15 protein-coding genes are annotated in these 16,361 nt (G+C 62.6%); 10 read left to right on the top strand and 5 right to left on the bottom strand.

Annotation, left to right across the window (positions count from 1 at the left end):
* Positions 1–28: 28 nt before the first annotated feature.
* The 6 genes from NDB2M4_RS15330 to NDB2M4_RS15300 all read left to right on the top strand — a co-directional run bounded on the left by NDB2M4_RS15330 (position 29) and on the right by NDB2M4_RS15300 (position 8,491).
* Positions 29–778: a hypothetical protein gene (locus tag NDB2M4_RS15330; RefSeq protein WP_072378152.1), complete on the top strand. Its 750-nt coding sequence runs from the start codon at positions 29–31 to the stop codon at positions 776–778.
* Between the two features lie 36 nt (positions 779–814).
* A complete protein-coding gene (locus tag NDB2M4_RS15325) occupies positions 815–1,300 on the top strand; it encodes a YidB family protein (protein ID WP_072376649.1) in 486 nt (161 codons plus the stop codon).
* 199 nt (positions 1,301–1,499) lie between these two features.
* On the top strand, positions 1,500–2,819 hold the full coding sequence (locus NDB2M4_RS15320) for a glycosyltransferase family 9 protein (RefSeq protein WP_072376647.1): 1,320 nt from the start codon (positions 1,500–1,502) through the stop codon (positions 2,817–2,819).
* A gap of 718 nt (positions 2,820–3,537) precedes the next feature.
* Positions 3,538–4,695, top strand: coding sequence for an efflux RND transporter periplasmic adaptor subunit (locus NDB2M4_RS15310; RefSeq protein ID WP_072378150.1), 1,158 nt, complete (start codon positions 3,538–3,540; stop codon positions 4,693–4,695).
* Positions 4,696–4,724: 29 nt separating this feature from the next.
* Positions 4,725–7,901: a multidrug efflux RND transporter permease subunit gene (locus tag NDB2M4_RS15305; RefSeq protein ID WP_072376642.1), complete on the top strand. Its 3,177-nt coding sequence runs from the start codon at positions 4,725–4,727 to the stop codon at positions 7,899–7,901.
* Between the two features lie 140 nt (positions 7,902–8,041).
* Positions 8,042–8,491, top strand: a complete 450-nt coding sequence (locus tag NDB2M4_RS15300; protein ID WP_072378148.1) for a hypothetical protein — start codon at positions 8,042–8,044, stop codon at positions 8,489–8,491.
* Positions 8,492–8,500: 9 nt separating this feature from the next.
* Here the strand turns inward: NDB2M4_RS15300 and NDB2M4_RS15295 are convergent, their stop codons facing one another.
* The gene (locus NDB2M4_RS15295) at positions 8,501–9,358 is read right to left on the bottom strand and encodes an LssY C-terminal domain-containing protein (protein WP_072376640.1); all 858 of its coding nucleotides are present in this window, start codon (positions 9,356–9,358) and stop codon (positions 8,501–8,503) included.
* 11 nt (positions 9,359–9,369) lie between these two features.
* The gene (locus NDB2M4_RS15290) at positions 9,370–9,795 is read right to left on the bottom strand and encodes a cupin domain-containing protein (RefSeq protein ID WP_072376638.1); all 426 of its coding nucleotides are present in this window, start codon (positions 9,793–9,795) and stop codon (positions 9,370–9,372) included.
* A 120-nt stretch (positions 9,796–9,915) separates the two neighbouring features.
* On the opposite strand from NDB2M4_RS15290, the gene NDB2M4_RS15285 reads away from it, so the two are divergent.
* Both NDB2M4_RS15285 and NDB2M4_RS15280 read left to right on the top strand, forming a co-directional pair.
* Entirely contained in the window at positions 9,916–11,016 is a 1,101-nt protein-coding gene (locus tag NDB2M4_RS15285) for a TQO small subunit DoxD (RefSeq protein ID WP_072376636.1), read from the top strand.
* Positions 11,017–11,019: 3 nt separating this feature from the next.
* Positions 11,020–11,760 carry a DUF72 domain-containing protein gene (locus tag NDB2M4_RS15280; RefSeq protein WP_072376628.1) on the top strand — a complete coding sequence of 247 codons (741 nt, stop codon included), beginning with the start codon at positions 11,020–11,022 and terminating at the stop codon, positions 11,758–11,760.
* 1 nt (position 11,761) lies between these two features.
* Here NDB2M4_RS15280 and NDB2M4_RS15275 read toward each other — a convergent pair whose 3' ends face one another.
* Positions 11,762–12,256, bottom strand: a complete 495-nt coding sequence (locus tag NDB2M4_RS15275) for a cupin domain-containing protein (protein WP_083556627.1) — start codon at positions 12,254–12,256, stop codon at positions 11,762–11,764.
* A gap of 181 nt (positions 12,257–12,437) precedes the next feature.
* Between NDB2M4_RS15275 and NDB2M4_RS15270 the strand changes: the two genes are divergently transcribed.
* Positions 12,438–13,244: a DUF72 domain-containing protein gene (locus NDB2M4_RS15270; RefSeq protein ID WP_072376624.1), complete on the top strand. Its 807-nt coding sequence runs from the start codon at positions 12,438–12,440 to the stop codon at positions 13,242–13,244.
* Between the two features lie 59 nt (positions 13,245–13,303).
* Entirely contained in the window at positions 13,304–13,624 is a 321-nt protein-coding gene (locus NDB2M4_RS15265) for a DUF3175 domain-containing protein (RefSeq protein WP_072376622.1), read from the top strand.
* Positions 13,625–13,818: 194 nt separating this feature from the next.
* Here NDB2M4_RS15265 and NDB2M4_RS15260 read toward each other — a convergent pair whose 3' ends face one another.
* Positions 13,819–15,327 (bottom strand): LysM peptidoglycan-binding domain-containing protein, encoded by a 1,509-nt coding sequence (locus tag NDB2M4_RS15260; RefSeq protein WP_072376620.1) that lies wholly within the window; start codon positions 15,325–15,327, stop codon positions 13,819–13,821.
* Between the two features lie 232 nt (positions 15,328–15,559).
* Positions 15,560–16,360 carry a 5'/3'-nucleotidase SurE gene (surE, locus tag NDB2M4_RS15255; RefSeq protein ID WP_072376618.1) on the bottom strand — a complete coding sequence of 267 codons (801 nt, stop codon included), beginning with the start codon at positions 16,358–16,360 and terminating at the stop codon, positions 15,560–15,562.
* Position 16,361 lies beyond the last annotated feature (1 nt).

Here is a 16,361-nt window from a genome sequence, read left to right as displayed (position 1 = left end):
GGGCGAGCGAACAGTCAACGAGGACGCAATGTCGACGAGTTCATCAGCAGCACTTTCAACAGCAGCCATCGCTGGCTTGGTCGCACTTTCGGTGCTGTGTTTCACTGACCCTGCGAGTGCATTGTCGATGCAGGAGTGCAGCGAGAAATACAAGGCGGCCAGCAAGGGCAAATCCAGCGATTTGAGCTGGAACGAGTTCCGCAAGGAAGAATGCGGACCGGGCGCAACAATGGCTTTGAAGAAGGTCAAAGCTCCAGAGAAGAAGGAGCAGGCCAAAGCATCGACGACAATGGAAGAGTGCAGCGCGCGCTATCAGAGCGCGAAGAAGGACGGAACGCTCGGCGGCATGAGCTGGAATGAATTCCGCTCCGCGGGCTGCGTTGCAAAGACTGCAGAAGCACCAAAGACACCACCTGCCAAGGCAGCGCAGAAGAAGTCCACCGAGCAGACGAAGGTGAGCGAGAAAGAGTGCAGCGCGCGCTATCAGGCGGCCAAGTCCGCCGGCACGCTCGGGAACATGACGTGGAACGCATTTCGTTCCGCCGGATGCCCTGCGACGATCGCCAAGAGAAGCGGCAGCATGAGTCCGACGATGGGCTCGATCTTTCCGACAACGGTGTCGCGCAAGTATTCGGGCGAAAGTGCCGGGCGCGCACGTCTGCTGACCTGCAGAGATCAATACGAGGCAAACAAAGCAGCGGGCATCACAGAGCCGAAATGGACGGAGGAAGGCGGCGGCTACTACAGCGAGTGCAACAAACGTCTGAGCCAGCAATAGGACGCGGCTCACATCAAGAGGCAACAGGAGACGATCATGGGACTGCTTGACGATACTCTGAAACAGCTCTCACAGGGCGGCAACGTCTCGCAACCGCTGCTCGTGGTGTTCCAGGAACTGCTCATGGGCGGGCAACAGGACGGCCAGCAGGCTGCCGCTCCGCGCCAACAGCAGGCGGAAGCTGTGCAGCCGAAGCCCAATGCCGCACAACAGGGTGGCGGGGCTGGCGCGGGCGAACTCGGTGGACTTGGCGGCCTCCTCGCTCAGCTGCAGCAGGCAGGCCTGGACGATGCCGTCCGCTCATGGATTGGGCGTGGGGAGAACAAGCCGGTTCAGCCGGATGCTCTGGGTAAGGCGCTCGGCAAAGAGAACATTGAGCAGATGGCGGACAAGGCCGGCTTCAACGTCAATGATCTGTTGGCACAGCTATCGAAAGCGCTGCCCGGCATCATCGACCAGCTGACGCATGATGGGCGCATCCCCAGCCAGCAGGAAGTCAGGCAGCGGCTCAAGGGTCAGTAACGATCAACGCAGCGGAGTCTGGGCCGGCGCGGGAAACTGCGCCGGCCTTGGTGTGTCCGGGGGGGCGCGTCGATGGGGGAGCTGCCATGATCGCGTGAAATCGCCCTTTGATTGCGCGTATCACATCTACAGGTTGCATTAATCAATCTTAGATTGTATTCATCCAGAGATATTCAATTGGTTTCATCCGTAAAGGTCCATGGAAGATCCAGATATCATCCGGATCGCCCGGCTGCTGAAGCGCATGGTGCGCGTAGTCGTCCCAAGAGGCTCATGGCGCGAGCACCTGCTGCGATCCAAACTCCTTCCGGCTCTGCGCAACGGGAGGCGACATAGGGCGTTTGATAGCAGGGTGTTAGATAGCGGCGAATTTTCAGTAGACACTGCGCTCGTCACCGATCCAGCTTTGCCTCGTCGCGACGGGCGGATTGTTCTGCTTTCACTGGCACACATAGGCGATTTCGTCCTGACGCTTCGCGCAATTAGCGCACTGCGATCATCGTTTCCGGATGCCAGCTTCAGCCTTGTCTGCGGGTCGTGGAACATAGGGTGGGCGAGAACGCTCGGCTGGTTCGATGAAGTGATACCCTTCAACTTCTTCACCGAGTTGAACCGGAACTGGACCGGTCCTGCGTCCAACGCCCTCTCAAGCTTCGCGCAACTGATGCATGGGAAGAGCTACGACATTGCCGTAGACCTTCGACATGACGTCGACACCCGGCCCCTGCTCTATCGAATCGACGCGGATTTTCGGGCTGGATTCTATGCTCCCTCCGAACCCGGCATGCCTGGTCTGGATATGATGCTTCCGTCATTTGAAAACATCGACGGCAATGGGAGATCCATACACGCCGAAGCGCGATTGATGGCGCTCAGCGAAGCAGTCATTGCCGCGTTTTCTTCTTGCGGCGAACACCCCATCCAGGGTTTGCTGAATGCCTCCACCTCTCGCAGCATCCCGCCCTACGCTGTGCTCAGCATCGGGGCTGGTGATCCGATACGGCAGTGGCCCATCGATTATTTTCGCGAACTTGCCTCGGGAATTGCAGAATCCCTCGCTCTCGACATTCTAATTCTCGGTGGTCAGGCCGAAGAGTCGCTTGCGCGCGAGCTTGCGCAACTTCTCCCCGCAGCGACTACGCACATGGCCATAGGCGTGCCTCTGGAACGGCTCCCAGACATCGTGTCCAGGAGTACCGTTTTCGTCGGGCACGGCTCAGGGACCACGCATCTGGCCGCTGCACTCGGCGTGCCGACGGTCGCGATCCTCTCAGGCGTATCGCGGATCGACATCTGGCGCCCGGTGGGCCGACGCGCTGTTGCCCTAACGGGTCAGACGAAGTGCGCGCCGTGCGGATTGCGGCAACCCGGAGATTGTCCATTTGGCGTCGGCTGCATGTCCGCCATCACCCCAGCGCACGTTCTGGAGCAGATCGAGGCGATGCTGCGGACGCAGCCGCGGGACGTGAGTCAGACCTGCACAGACATTCCCCGCCTTGTGGAGACCTTTGCTCAGTAGCTTCATCAAGTCTTGCGCCATGTGCTGGTTGGTCTAACGACGCCGTATTTGCTGGCAAAGCGCGATCATTCATTAATCAGATCGCCACAAATTCGAACGGCAAATTTGCTTTTAATACATAGCGTTGGGACAGAGTGACGCGTATGGCGCGTGTCATGTTGCTCTGCAGCGCAACGCAACCTAGCTTCGGATGCATGTGTAGAAGCACGACCAAATCGTTCGGCTTTATGCTCCTGCTCTGGATCGGAGCTTTCCTGCCCATCTCAGAGTATCAAGCCTCTCACCTCGCGGATCTGGGCGGGCTAATCAGCACTGCTTTTGCAGGCGAGCCCGCTGATCATGACGAGGTGGCAGCAGCTGACACTGACGAGCAGTCATATCGTTTCAACGCCACCAGCGCCGACCTTTCGGACTTCACGCTGGCGATTGGCCCTGCGGAACTGGGCGTCCCCTTTGCATATGTCGTAGAGCGACATGGGCCCGAGCGCCTGACGTCGCGCGATATGCCCCCGCGACACAGACCACCCATAAACGCAGCCGCTTGAGATCGGGCGGCCGATAAAGCTGCTTTTCATCTGCGCCTTGATCGTCGCTGACCTACGGGTCCTGGCGCAGCCCCCACGCATTTGCATGCATTCACGAGGCTTCCATGCTTCCCGGATTCCCGCGAGCTTCTATTCTCAATCGCAGCGCGTCGGCGCTGTTTTGGCTGTCGCCGATGGCCCTCACCGGCTGCGATGAGCCAACAGCGAAGGCGCAGCAGCACACGCCGCCGCCCGAGGTCGCCTACGTGACGGTTCGGCCGCAGCCGATCCCATACACGCGCGATCTGCCGGGACGCGTTGCGCCGATGCGAATGGCCGAGGTCAGGGCGCGCGTGAGCGGTCTCGTGACCGAGCGGACTTTCCAGCAGGGCAGCAAAGTCCAAGAGGGCAGCATCCTCTACAAGATCGACCCCGCTCTCTATGAAGTTGAACTCGCCACGGCCGCAGCGACGCTCGCGCGTGCGGAGGCCAACCTCGTTCTGACGCAGCAGCAGGCCGAGCGTGTCGGTGCGTTGTTGAAGAAGCAGGCGGCCAGTCAGGCGCAATACGACATCGCTGTCGCCGCGCATCAGCAGGCAATTGCCGAGGTCGCTGGGGCAAAGGCCGCGCGCGATCGCGCACAGCTGAACCTCGACTATACCAACGTGCGTGCGCCGATCGGCGGCCGGATAGGCCGTGCCCTGCTCACCGAGGGCACGCTGCTCGATTCCAACACCAGTGGCGTGCTGGCGACCATCCAGCAGCTCGATCCCATCTACGTCGACATCACCCAATCGGTGGGTGAGTTGAACAAGCTGCGGCGCGATCTTGCCAGCGGCGAGCTTTCTCATACCGACGACAAGGCAGCCAATGTGCAGCTCATCATGGAGGATGGCAGCACCTATGCGCACGCCGGCCGATTGCTGTTCTCGGACGTCTCGGCGGACCCGAGCACGGGCCAGGTGACGCTGCGCGTGCAGATCCCCAATCCGACGAATGAGCTCCTGCCCGGCATGTACGTACGTGCGCGTATCACGCAGGCGGTCGACGCGGACGCCATCGCGCTGCCGCAGCAGGCGGTGCAGCGGACCAACGACGGCAAGGCGGAGGTGTGGGTCATCAAGGAGGATGACAGAGTCGCGTTGCAGCCCGTCGAGGTGGGGCCGGTGGTCGATTCCAGCTGGCTGATCCGCGAAGGCCTCGAGGCCGGAGAGCGCGTCGTCGTCGAAGGCTTCCAGAAGATTTCCGCTGGCATGCGCGTCAAGCCGGTCGACCGGCTCGGCCCCGAGCAGCAAGCACAGGCCATGCCGAGCGCGCCGCAGGCCGTCATAAAGGAGGCACGCGTACACTGACCCAGGGTCGAGGCTGACGCGCTTCCTACATGGCTAGCTTTTTCATAGACAGGCCCATCTTCGCGTGGGTCATCGCATTATTCATTTGCTTGGGAGGGCTTCTGGCCATCCCGAGCTTGCCGGTTGCGCAGTACCCGATCATTGCGCCGCCTTCGATTGCGCTGTCGACGCAGTTTCCGGGTGCATCGGTAGAGGATCTTTACACCGGCACGACGCGACTGATCGAGGACGAACTCAATGGCGCGGCCAACATCCTCAGCTTTGAATCGGCGAGCGACTCGTTTGGCGTCATCGAGATCGTCGCCAACTTCCAGCCGGGCACGGACCCCGGATACGCCGGTGTCGAGGTGCAGAACCGGCTGAAGCGCGTCGAGGCTCGGTTGCCGGCGGAGGTGCGCCAGCAGGGCATTCTCGTCGAAGAAGCGTCGGCGGCAACGCTGCAGATCATCACTCTCGTCTCGACCGATGGATCGGTGGACGAGGTGGGACTGGGCGATTTTCTCATCCGCAATGTCATCAACGAGATCCGGCGCATTCCCGGCGTCGGGCGCGCGACGCTCTATTCCACGGAGCGGGCGCTGCGCATCTGGATCGACCCCGACAAGCTGCGCGGCCTGTCGCTCAATGCCTCGGATGTAGCCGAAGCGATCCAGAAGCAGAACGCGCAGATTGCCTCCGGTGCGGTCGGTGCGCAGCCGAGTCCGTCCGTGCATCCGGTCAACTTCCCGATCATCGTCAAAGGACAGATGCGGGCGCCGGAAGAGTTCGGCTCGATCCTGCTGCGCGCCAACCCGGACGGCTCGACGGTGCGGCTCAGGGATGTCGCCCGGATCGAGCTTGGCGGCGATGACTATAAATTCTCGACGCGCCTCAACGGCGAGCAGGCGGCCGGCATTTCAGTGACGCTGGCGCCAGACGGGAACGCACTTGAGACGGCGAAGGCGATCCGCGCCAAGATGGAAGAGCTTTCGCAGTTCTTCCCAGCCAATCTCAAGTGGGACATCCCCTACGATATCACGCCGGCGGTCGAGGCATCGATCGAGAAGGTGATGCACACGCTGATCGAAGCGGTGGTGCTGGTGTTCATCGTGATGTTCCTGTTCCTGCAGAACATCCGTTACACGCTGATCCCCACCATCGTGGTGCCGATCGCGCTGCTGGGCACGTGCATGGTGATGCTGCTGGCCGGCTTCTCAATCAATGTGCTGACGATGTTCGGCATGGTGCTGGCGATCGGCATCCTGGTCGACGATGCCATCGTTGTTGTCGAGAACGTCGAGCGCATCATGAGCCGCGAGGGCTTGTCGCCGAAGGAGGCGACCCGCAAGGCGATGGGACAGATCACCGGCGCCATCGTCGGTATCACGCTGGTGCTCGTCGCCGTATTCATCCCGATGGCGTTCTTCCCTGGTTCTGTCGGCATCATTTACCAGCAGTTCTCAGTCGCCATGGTGGCGTCGATCGCGTTCTCCGCCTTCCTGGCGCTGTCGCTGACGCCGGCGCTGTGCGCGACGCTGCTGAAGCCCGTGGAAAAGGGCCACGTGCACGCGCAGGGCGGCTTGTTCGGGATGTTCAACCGCTTCGTTGCGCGCGAGACGGCGCGATATGGGCGCGGGGTATCCGCGTTCATCGCGCGCTCGGGCCGGGTGATGATGGTCTACATCGCGCTGCTCATCGGCCTCGGATACGCATATGTGCGACTGCCCGAGGGCTTCCTCCCGCTGGAGGATCAGGGCTTCTTCACTGTCGATATCCAGACGCCGCCGGGTTCGTCGTTCAACCGCACGCTGGCGGCAGTGAAAAAGGTCGAGCAGCATCTGATGGCACAGCCGGGCGTCGACACTGTTACGATGATCAACGGCTATTCGTACTCGGGTCAGGGGCAGATGACGTCGCAGGCGTTCGTCACCCTGAAACCTTGGGGCGAGCGGGATGAAGCGAACTCGGTCTCCAATCTCGTCAACGGCACCAACGCAGCGATGGCGAACTACCGCGACGCCATCATTCAGGCGCTGGAGCCGCCGCCGATCGACAATTTGGGTAATGCGTCGGGCTTCAGCCTGAGGCTGCAGGACCGTGCACAGAAGGGCTATTCGGCGCTGATGGCAGCGCAGGAGCAGTTGCTGAAGCTAGCGCGGCAAAGTCCCGTGCTGCAGAACGTCTATGTCGAAGGTCTGCCGCCGGCGCCGCAGGCGGAACTCGTTATCGATCGTGAGAAGGCGATGGCGCTCGGCGTCGACTTCGAGGACATCAACAAAACGATCCAGGTCAATCTCGGATCGGTCTACGCAAACGACTTTCCCAACCGCGGAAAGATGCAGCGGGTGATCGTACAGGCCGACGACTTGCAGCGCCTCAATGCGGCGGACCTGCTCAACTACGCGATCAAGAACGCGCAGGGCACGATGGTGCCGATGTCGTCATTCGCGGAGTTGAAGTGGAGCGTCGGGCCGGCACAGATCATCGGCTTCAACGGCTATCAGTCGGTGCGGTTCACCGGCGAGCCCGCGCCGGGGTACACATCAGGACAGGCCATCGCCGAAATGGAACGGCTGATGGAGCAGCTGCCCAAAGGCTTCGGGTACACGTGGACGGGACAGTCGGAGCAGGAAAAGGCGGCCGGTTCGCAGGCGAGCCTGCTTCTAGCGCTTTCCGTCCTGATCGTGTTCCTTTGCCTCGCCGCGCTCTACGAGAGCTGGTCGATCCCGTTCTCGGTGCTGTTGGTGATCCCGCTCGGGGTCGTCGGTGCGCTGGCCGCGGTCCATCTGCGCGACATGCCGAACGATGTGTATTTCAAGATCGCGCTGATCACCATCATCGGTCTATCGGCGAAGAACGCGATCCTGATCGTCGAGTTCGCCAAGGAGCTGTGGAAGCCAGGCACGTCGCTTAAGGACGCAACGGTGATGGCGGCGCAGCAGCGCTTCCGCCCGATCGTGATGACGTCGCTGGCGTTCATCTGCGGTGTCATTCCGCTGGCGGTGGCGGTGGGCGCGGCGTCGCAGAGCCAGCAGGCGATCGGCACCGGCGTGATGGGCGGCATGATCGCGGCGACAGTGCTGGCGATCTTCTTCGTGCCGGTATTCTTCGTCGTCGTGATGCGCTTCTTCCAGCGCAAGCGCCTGACCGCCGAAGAACTGGCAGAGCAACGCCCCGCGCGGGAAAGCGAGGCGCCGGCCGGAGGCGCGGCAGAACCGCGGACCTGACGGCGCCATTTGCGACTTCCCGGCATCAGGGGGCGATGAATGTGCGCCCGTTTTGATCTGCATCACGGGGCGATGTGACTGAATCTGGCGGATTTATTGCGGGTGCCTTGGAGGCATCCGCAACCGCCTGCGAATATCCGATGTCGCCAGCCCGCGTCGCAATCGCTTCTTCCCTTCTGGCGCTGCTCGCGGGGTGCAGCGGAGCGTACCTAACGCCCGTGCAGACCGCGTCGGCCCGGACAGCGCTTTCGCTGTCTCCCGGCGAACGGGCGCACATGCGCGCCGGCATGCGCGCGTTCCTCGAAAGTGTCGAAGGCATTACGCAGGGCATCGCCGAAGGCAGCATGCAGCGCGTTGCGGCAAGCGCGCGGAGATCCGGCTGGGCCATGATGGATGATGCGGCAACCGCGATGGCGCTGAAGCTGCCGCCGGAGTTCGTTGCCGTCAGCATCGACACACATCAGAAATTCGATGACCTCGCAGCAGCGGCGGAAGCGGGGGCTGCGAAGGGCAAGCTGCTCGGCGACCTCGGGCAGATCCTCACCAACTGCACCGCGTGCCACGCCTCCTATCGCCTGTCGCCGCAGTAGCGGTGCTGTTCAGCCCAGCTCTGGCGGGACAATAGTAGGCAGCTGGGCGCCTTTGCCGAGCGCGGCGGCGGCGACGTCGCCATCGGTGATGTAGTGATTGACACGCTTGCCGACGGGCGCACCGGCCTGCTCCCAGACAACGGGGCCGATCGCTTCCGCGGCCTGCAGCTCGCCAATGATGAAATCGCGCTCTGCGTTGGTGTCAGAGTCGGTCGCGTGCGTAATTTGGAAGGTCATCTTTGTGAGACCGAAGCCGGTGTCGCGCGTTCCCGCGCCTGCCCACGGCACGCGGGCACCGGGCTGCGGTGCGTCGGTGTTGAGCCAGAAGCTCGCCGTGTCGATGTCCTGAACGTTCTCCAGCCGCCGGCCCCAGAAGCGCACGTGGTGGCGCTTGCGCGGGCTGTCGCCGATGGGCTTCTGAAAGCCGATGTCCTGCGGGCGCCCAAACAGGTATAGCGTCGAGAACGGTGCTGCGGGATAAGGTTTGTTGAGGACGAACGCCTTCACCATGCGCCACGAACTGGCGAGGGTGAGCTTATCGGCCTCGACCCAGCCGATGGCTTTGAACGCTGCGCGCAACTCGTCGAGCGTGCCGTAGAGCGCAATGTTCACCGGATCGGCGGCAAGTCCGTCGGCGGAAACCGTGAAGCTCGGTACGCGGCGACGCTGCAGTATCTTCAGTCCCATGCGCACGGCGTAGGGAAGGATGAGATAGGCTCCGACCGCATACGTCAGCGCAAAGGCGACCGCGGCAGGGAAGCGCTTGTCGGCGAAATCAAAGACGACGAAGACTATAAGCCAAACGCTGACGGCCCCGATGCCGAAGATGGCGAGGCGCTGCAGCATGCGGATGATGAATCTCGTCATTCTCCCCTGCCCTAGTAGCCGCTCTGGCGGATGAAGCTCTCTGGCGTTCCATCGGCGGGGTCGACGAAGATCACGTCCTTCGGATCACGGCGCGGCGTATCGATGGACAGGAACACGAGGGGTTCTTCCAGGATATCGGGCAGCGCGTGAACGACGCCGCGATGGAAGTGCAGCAGCTCACCGGGCCCGAACTCGGCCTTGGTGGAGGCATCGCCCATCCAGAAGGTGCCGCGGCCGGAGAACACGTACAGGAACTCATCGCATTGTTCGTGATAGTGCGCCGGGGTGGGTCTGTAGACGCGAAAAACCCGGGCGCTGGATGACGGGCGATCTGTCAGGTATCGGTCGACGAGCATGGTGTCGGCACACGCCGGCAGCGACGCGGCGATGGCGCCGATATCGAAGCGGCCCATGGCGGAAGCCTTGTCGTCGTTCATACCCTCGCTCCATGCGGCAAACTGGAACGGCAATGCCGTAAACAGGTTTTAGCCGATGTCCGTTAATGTCCAGCGGCCAATGTCGCGGCGCTTCGGCATCGCATTCAGGGGAACAGTTGCATGGCGGACGTGGATCAAGTCGAACGCAGCGGCGGGCCGTCGATGGCCAACGTATCGCTGGCGGCGCTCATTCTGCTGGGTACGCGGTTCGTGCAAGGCTTCATCTTCTGGGGTGGGGCGAGCCGGCGGCTGTTTTACGACTTCCACGAGACAGCGGGTGTCGACCAGGCGGTGAAGCTCGACTTTTCGGCACCAGGATTTGTCGCTGCGAAGCTGACGCATGCGCTTCCCGGGGCTTTGTGGTTGCAGGCGCCGATCGAATGGACGCTGCGCCATCCCGATCTCATCGTCGCGTCGGTGTGGCTGTGGACGCTTGCCGAGCTTGCCGTCGGCGTTGGCCTGATGTTTGGCATCGCCACGCGGGCAAGCGCGTTCGTTTCGATATGGCTCAATGTGGCACTGATGTTCATCTTCGGGTGGATGGGCTCCACCTGCCTTGATGAATGGACCATGGCGGTGTCGGGCGTTGCCATGAGCTCGGCCCTGTTCCTCGCCGGGGCGGGCGCGTACTCGCTCGACAATCGCCTGTTCGTCGGCTCTGGCTTTGCGCACAAGCGGCCGTGGTCCACGTGGATCTTCAGCGGACCGGTGCCCGATGCCGCCGTGCGGAAGCTCGCGGTTTGGCTGGGAGTTGCCTGCATCGCATTCACGGTCATTACCTATCAGATCCTATTCGGCGCCGTCGTCAGCTCGCTGCATTCGCGCGTGAACTTTCACCGTCACAACATCGCGGTGACGGCGCTCAAGGTGGCGTCGGACGGCAGCGCAATCTTCGATGCCTATGTGAATGCGGGACCGGATACTGGGGCGGCTTACATCGTCTCGGCCAAGCTGCTCGATGGTTCGGGCGATGTTCTCGCCAGCTGGGACGGCAAGACGCTCGCCGAACTGCCGGCGACGGCGATCCGCAACGCGTACCCCTATGAATGGGCGTCGCACTTCGAAACGCAGTTGATCGGCTTCAGCGGCCAGACCGGCGCCAAGGCGACGATCACGTTGCCGCCGCCGCCCGCTCTTAAGCCATCGGAAAGCAGCGCCCGCGTGCTGTTGCTTGAATCCATCGACGGAACCGTCTGGCGCGGCGTCGGAGGTGCGGGCTAGGCGATGGGGAAGGCCGCGCACCCTATTCGCATCGGCTGCGCGGGCTGGGCGCTTCGCAAAGACGATGCAGATGAGTGCCCGCCGCCCGGTTCGCACCTTGAACGCTACGCGCGCACGTTCAATGCCGTCGAAATCAACTCCTCGTTCTACCGGCCACACCGGCGCTCGACCTACGAACGCTGGGCGGAAAGCGTGCCTGAGGGTTTCAAGTTCTCGGTGAAGGTGCCGAGAGACATCACGCACAAATCGGGGCTCGTCGACACAGACGCGCGCCTGGGCTCGTTTCTGGACGAGGTGTATGGGCTCGGTGACAGGCTCGGTCCGGTACTGGTGCAGCTTCCTCCCAGCCTTGCTTTTGAGAAGGATACCGCCAGTACGTTCTTCGGCGGCCTTAGAGAGCAGTTTTCCGGCATTGTCGTCTGTGAGGCACGGCACGCGACATGGTTCGAGCGATCAGCCACGGCGATGCTCAAGAAATTCGCGATCGGGCGCGTTGCCGCCGATCCAGCGAAGGTCGCAGCGGGGGCAAAGCCCGCCGGGTATGGCGGACTTTGCTATTACCGGCTGCACGGTTCGCCGCGTGTCTATTATTCCTCGTACGACCGCGCGGCCTTAGACAGGCTCGCCGTCCGCATGCGCCGCGAGGCATCGACCGGCTTTGAAGCCTGGTGCATCTTCGACAATACGGCCGCCGGCGCCGCGCTCGCCAACGCACGCGAGCTTCAATTGCTACTCGATGCCTAAGTCAGCCTTCGCGGTTGGGCGTGCCGAGGATGTGCGACTTCGGCGGTAGCATGACGTTGTCGAAGTCCTGCGTGAACATGGCGGCGGCAAAGAACGCAACCGCGCGCAGCGGCTCCTTACCGGTATTGACGAGGTCGTGGCGCACGTTGGTCGGCAACACGAACACGCTGCCCGGGCCGACGGCGTACTTGCCGTCCTCCATTTGCAGTTCTCCGGTGCCGTCGATGATGTACTGCGTCTCCTCGGTGGCGTCGGTGTGCCAGCCGAGATGGCCGCCGGGCGCGATCTCGTAGACGATGGTGGACGATTGTTCTGAGTGATTGCCGCCACAGGTGGCAAACGAGGCGTGCCAGTCGACGGCGGGATCGTCGATGCTGGTCACGCGGATGCGGTCGAGACTGGTTGAATCGACCACGGGACTTGACGGGTTGTGCCGGGGCTTGGCCGAACGTTTGCTTGAAGTGTGCTTTGCGGTTGTGTCTTGGGTCGGGATCATTTTCGCCTCCATGCGCGTCAGGGATGCAGCGTATGAGGGTGGCGACGCGCTTCAACGTTGCCGCTAATATGTGGTTGGGTTGCTGTTGCGTGACGCTCGCGTATTCGCGTCGAAATGCGCCGATCACGATTACTCGGCCGACCAAAGACAAAGCCAACCAAGGACCTGGGCGAGGCGGACAATGGCAAAGCGCGGGAAGATCCGGGCGGGCATGGGCGGCTGGACGTTCGAGCCTTGGCGCGGGACGTTCTATCCGGACAAGCTGCCTCACGCGAAAGAGCTCACCTATGCGGCGGAACACGTGCCGACAATCGAGGTGAACGGAACGTTTTACCGGACGCAGACTCCCGCCACCTTCGCGAAGTGGGCCAGCGAAACGCCCGACGGCTTCGTGTTCGCGCTGAAGGGGCCGCGCTACGCCGTAAACCGGCGCGTACTCGCCGAGGCAGGCGACAGCATCAAGCGCTTCATCGATTCGGGCCCGCTGGAGCTGGGCGATAAGCTCGGACCGATTCTATGGCAGTTTGCGCCGACGAAGAAGTTCGACGCCGCCGACTTTGGCGCGTTCTTGGACCTGCTGCCGCACAAGGTAGGGAGCGCTGCGCTGCGCCATGTGGTCGAGGTTCGGCACGACAGCTTCTGCACGCCGGAGTTCGTGGCCATGGCGCGCGCACACCAAGTTCCGATCGTCTATGCCGAGCATGCGACCTACCCTGCCATCGCCGATGTGACGGGCGATTTCATCTACGCCCGGCTGCAGAAGGGTAAGGATGAGGTGAAGACAGGTTATCCGGCAAAGGCGCTGGATGCCTGGGCGAAGCGCTTCCTCACCTGGTCAGAGGGCGGTTATCCGGCGGATGTACCGTTAATCGACGCCAAGTCGAAACCGGCCAAGAAGCCGAGGGACGCGTTCGTCTATTTCATCCATGAGGGCAAGGTGCGCGCGCCGCACGCGGCCATGGCACTGATGGAGCGCGTTGGCGATTAAGAGAACCTACACGCCCTGCGGCCGTTAGTTCTACGTCCGCCGCTCTAGTGGAGGGTCTTATGGCTACGGCCCAGCGCAAATCGAAGCCCGCCTCGTCACACAAGTCGTCCGACAAGTGGTCTCAGCACGTCACAGAGACCAGCAATGCGATGACGCTGCAAAAGAACGTCTTCACGTTCGATGATCCGAAGAAGATTGCACTGTCGCTGAAGCGCTCCGCGGAGCGGAGCAACCGGCGCAAGTCGGATCCCTACCGCTCGGCGATGTCGATGCTCACCTTTTACATCAACCGCGCAGGCAGCAATTTGCCCGAGGAGCGCCGACGCATACTCGAGAAGGCGAAGGACGAGTTGCGCGAAGCTTTCGGCAAAGCGGACTGAGTGCTGCGCGCGCGCAACGTCGTGCGACTGCGTAGCGACGCGAGGCGTCCGTTGCGCAAATGACTCTTTTTCAACGCACGCGACTCTGATCTAAGAGTCGTACCGGTCCAGCCGGTCAGACGGCCGCAAGCGCCGCAAACGGTGTCAGACCTTCACGGTCTGACACCATTCTTTTTTCCCTCACGCGCGAAAGATCAGAGCTTTTCGAGGAACGGTACGGGATCGACAGGCTTCGATCCCTGGCGCAGCTCGAAGTGCACCTGCGGCTGGTCTACAGAGCCAGTGCGGCCTGCGGTGGCGATCACTTGCCCGCGCTGCACCTTGTCGCCGCGCTTCACCATGAGCTGATCGTTGTGGGCATAGGCAGTGACCCAGCCGTTGTCGTGACGCAGCAGGATCAAGTTGCCGTAGCCCTTCAGCTCGGAGCCAGCGTAGGCAACGGTACCGCCTTCGGCTGCGTGCACCGACGTACCCATCGGCACCGACATGTTGATGCCGTCGTTGTGGGTGCCGTCAGAGCGCTGACCGAAGCCGCTGATGATGCGGCCGCTGACCGGCCAGCGCAGCTTATCGTTCGAGGCAACCGACTGACGCGGCGGCGCAACGTTGGTGTTCACGTTGCGCGTTGCGACCTGCGTGTAGTTGGTGCTCGGCTGCGCACCGTTGAGCATCGTCGGCTGCTGGGCCGTGGAGGGTCCGGCGTTCTGGTAGTCGGCCCGCGACTGGGATGCCGGCGGCGGGGTGACGGCGACGTGCTGCACCGGCTGCTGGGCGGTGTCGTAGCCGCCGCTGGAACTTCCGGCGCCGGGCACTCGGAGAACCGTTCCGGCTTTCACGCTGCGCACATCGGTAATGCCGTTGGCCTGCTGCAGCTCGGCCGCAGAAACGCCGAGCGAGCGGGAGATGCCGTAGATCGAGTCACCCGGGCGCACGGTGTAAGTGCCGCCGCCGTAGTTGCCGGCGTGGCTGGAGGGCGGCGATGGGGGTGGCGGGGGCTGAATGCTAGCCGTCTGCGTCACGGGCGCAGGCGAGTGACGCGCCGACACGCCCTGCGGCAGATACAGCTTCTGCCCCAGCTTGATGTTCGGGCTCGTCATGTTGTTGAGCTGCATGAGCTCGGCGACGGACACATTATGGCGGCGCGAGATGCCATACAGCGTGTCGCCGGACTGCACCTCGACAGTGTCGCCGGGATTGGCGAGCGAGGGAGTCGGCTGCGGGTCATAGCGATTGGTCGATGCGGTCGACGACGGCGCCACGGTGCCGTAACGGCCGTTCGCGGTGTACGAGTTGTATTTGGACGAGCTGTCGCCGGACGAGCCGTAGTTGGACTGACCCGAGTAGCTCGTCTGGTCGTAGCGCGAATTGTTCGAAGCGTACTTGGTGCCCGTGCGGCCGCCTGAGTATGCCGACGGCGAAGCATCCGGCAGGTCCTGCGAGGCAACTGAGCTTTCACGGTTGCTGCGGGGTGCGCTGTAGGGAGCCCCACCGCTGCCGTAGCTGTCGTTACCGAGGTTGCTGCGCCCGTAGCCCGAAGCAGTCTGCTGCGCCGGCTTATCGTCGTTCAAGCTGAAGCTCGGGAAGTCGAAGCCCGACACAGAGGCGGTGCATCCGCCGCTCATGGCCGCCACGATAATTGTGGCGGCGCGCGCCGCTGGCTGGAGAAGCGAGGTTTCGCGAAGGAAACGCTTAAAACGCATCATGATACGCACCTTTACTGCCAACCTCCCATTAATCCTTAAGGAGTTAATGGACCCTTAACGGTGGCAGCAGGGTTGCTGAAATTCAGTGCAATCTCGTCGTAAGGGGGGCAACGGTCGCTCTGCTGGTTCGTTAAAGCTAAGCAGGCTTTGTGCTTAGTTAACGACGCAGCGGCGACGACTTCGCGGCATGGCGATGGCAAACGCAGGACGCACAAGCGGCGACGTGCGGTCTCTAGAGGTCGCCGCCTGCTGCCCGCTTGCGCGGGAAACCGGGCTCGAAAAACCGCTCTAGGTTTTTGCGCGTCTCCTCGCTGGTGAGGTCGAGGCAGAGCGGCGTCACGGAGATGCGGCGCGCGTCGACGGCGGCAAGATCGGTACCTGGCACGAGCGTCGACGGCGGGCGTTCAAAGTTGAACCAGAAGTACGGCATGCCCCAAGGGTCGTTGCGCTGGTCGATGCGCAGCGAGGCCTGATCGCGGCGGCCCTGGCGCGTCATCTCAACGCCGGTGACGGCGTCGGGCGGACAGGCGGGGAAGTTGACGTTGAGAACGATGTTCTTGGGCCATTCGCTTTCGAGCAGGCGTGCGATCAGGCCGGGGCCGTGCGTCAGCGGCGTTTCCCAGTGGATCTTTCCTTCCTCCAGCGAACCGCCGACCTGGCTCAGGGCGATGGCGCGCACGCCGAGCATAGTGCCTTCGATGGCAGCTGCGATGGTGCCCGAGTAAGTCACATCCTCAGCGAGGTTGGAGCCGTGGTTGATGCCCGACAGAACGAGATCTGGCGGATGATCGATGAGGAAGTGGCGCACTGCCATGATCACGCAATCGGTGGGCGTGCCGCGCAGCACGAAGGTGCGGGCGTTAGTCTGGCGCACGCGCAGCGGCTCATGCAGCGTCATCGAGTGCGAGGCGCCCGACTGGTTCTTTTCCGGCGCGACGACCCACACGTCGGAGGAGATTTCCTCGGCGATGCGGCGCAGGTTCTCGATGCCCTCGGAGCCTATGCCGTCATCGTTGGTGACGAGGATGCGCATG

The sequence above is a fragment of the Hyphomicrobium sp. NDB2Meth4 genome, assembly GCF_900117445.1.
GTDB lineage: Bacteria > Pseudomonadota > Alphaproteobacteria > Rhizobiales > Hyphomicrobiaceae > Hyphomicrobium_A.
Note: the sequence above shows the minus strand (reverse complement) of the source record. Positions and strands in the feature narration are given on the sequence as shown.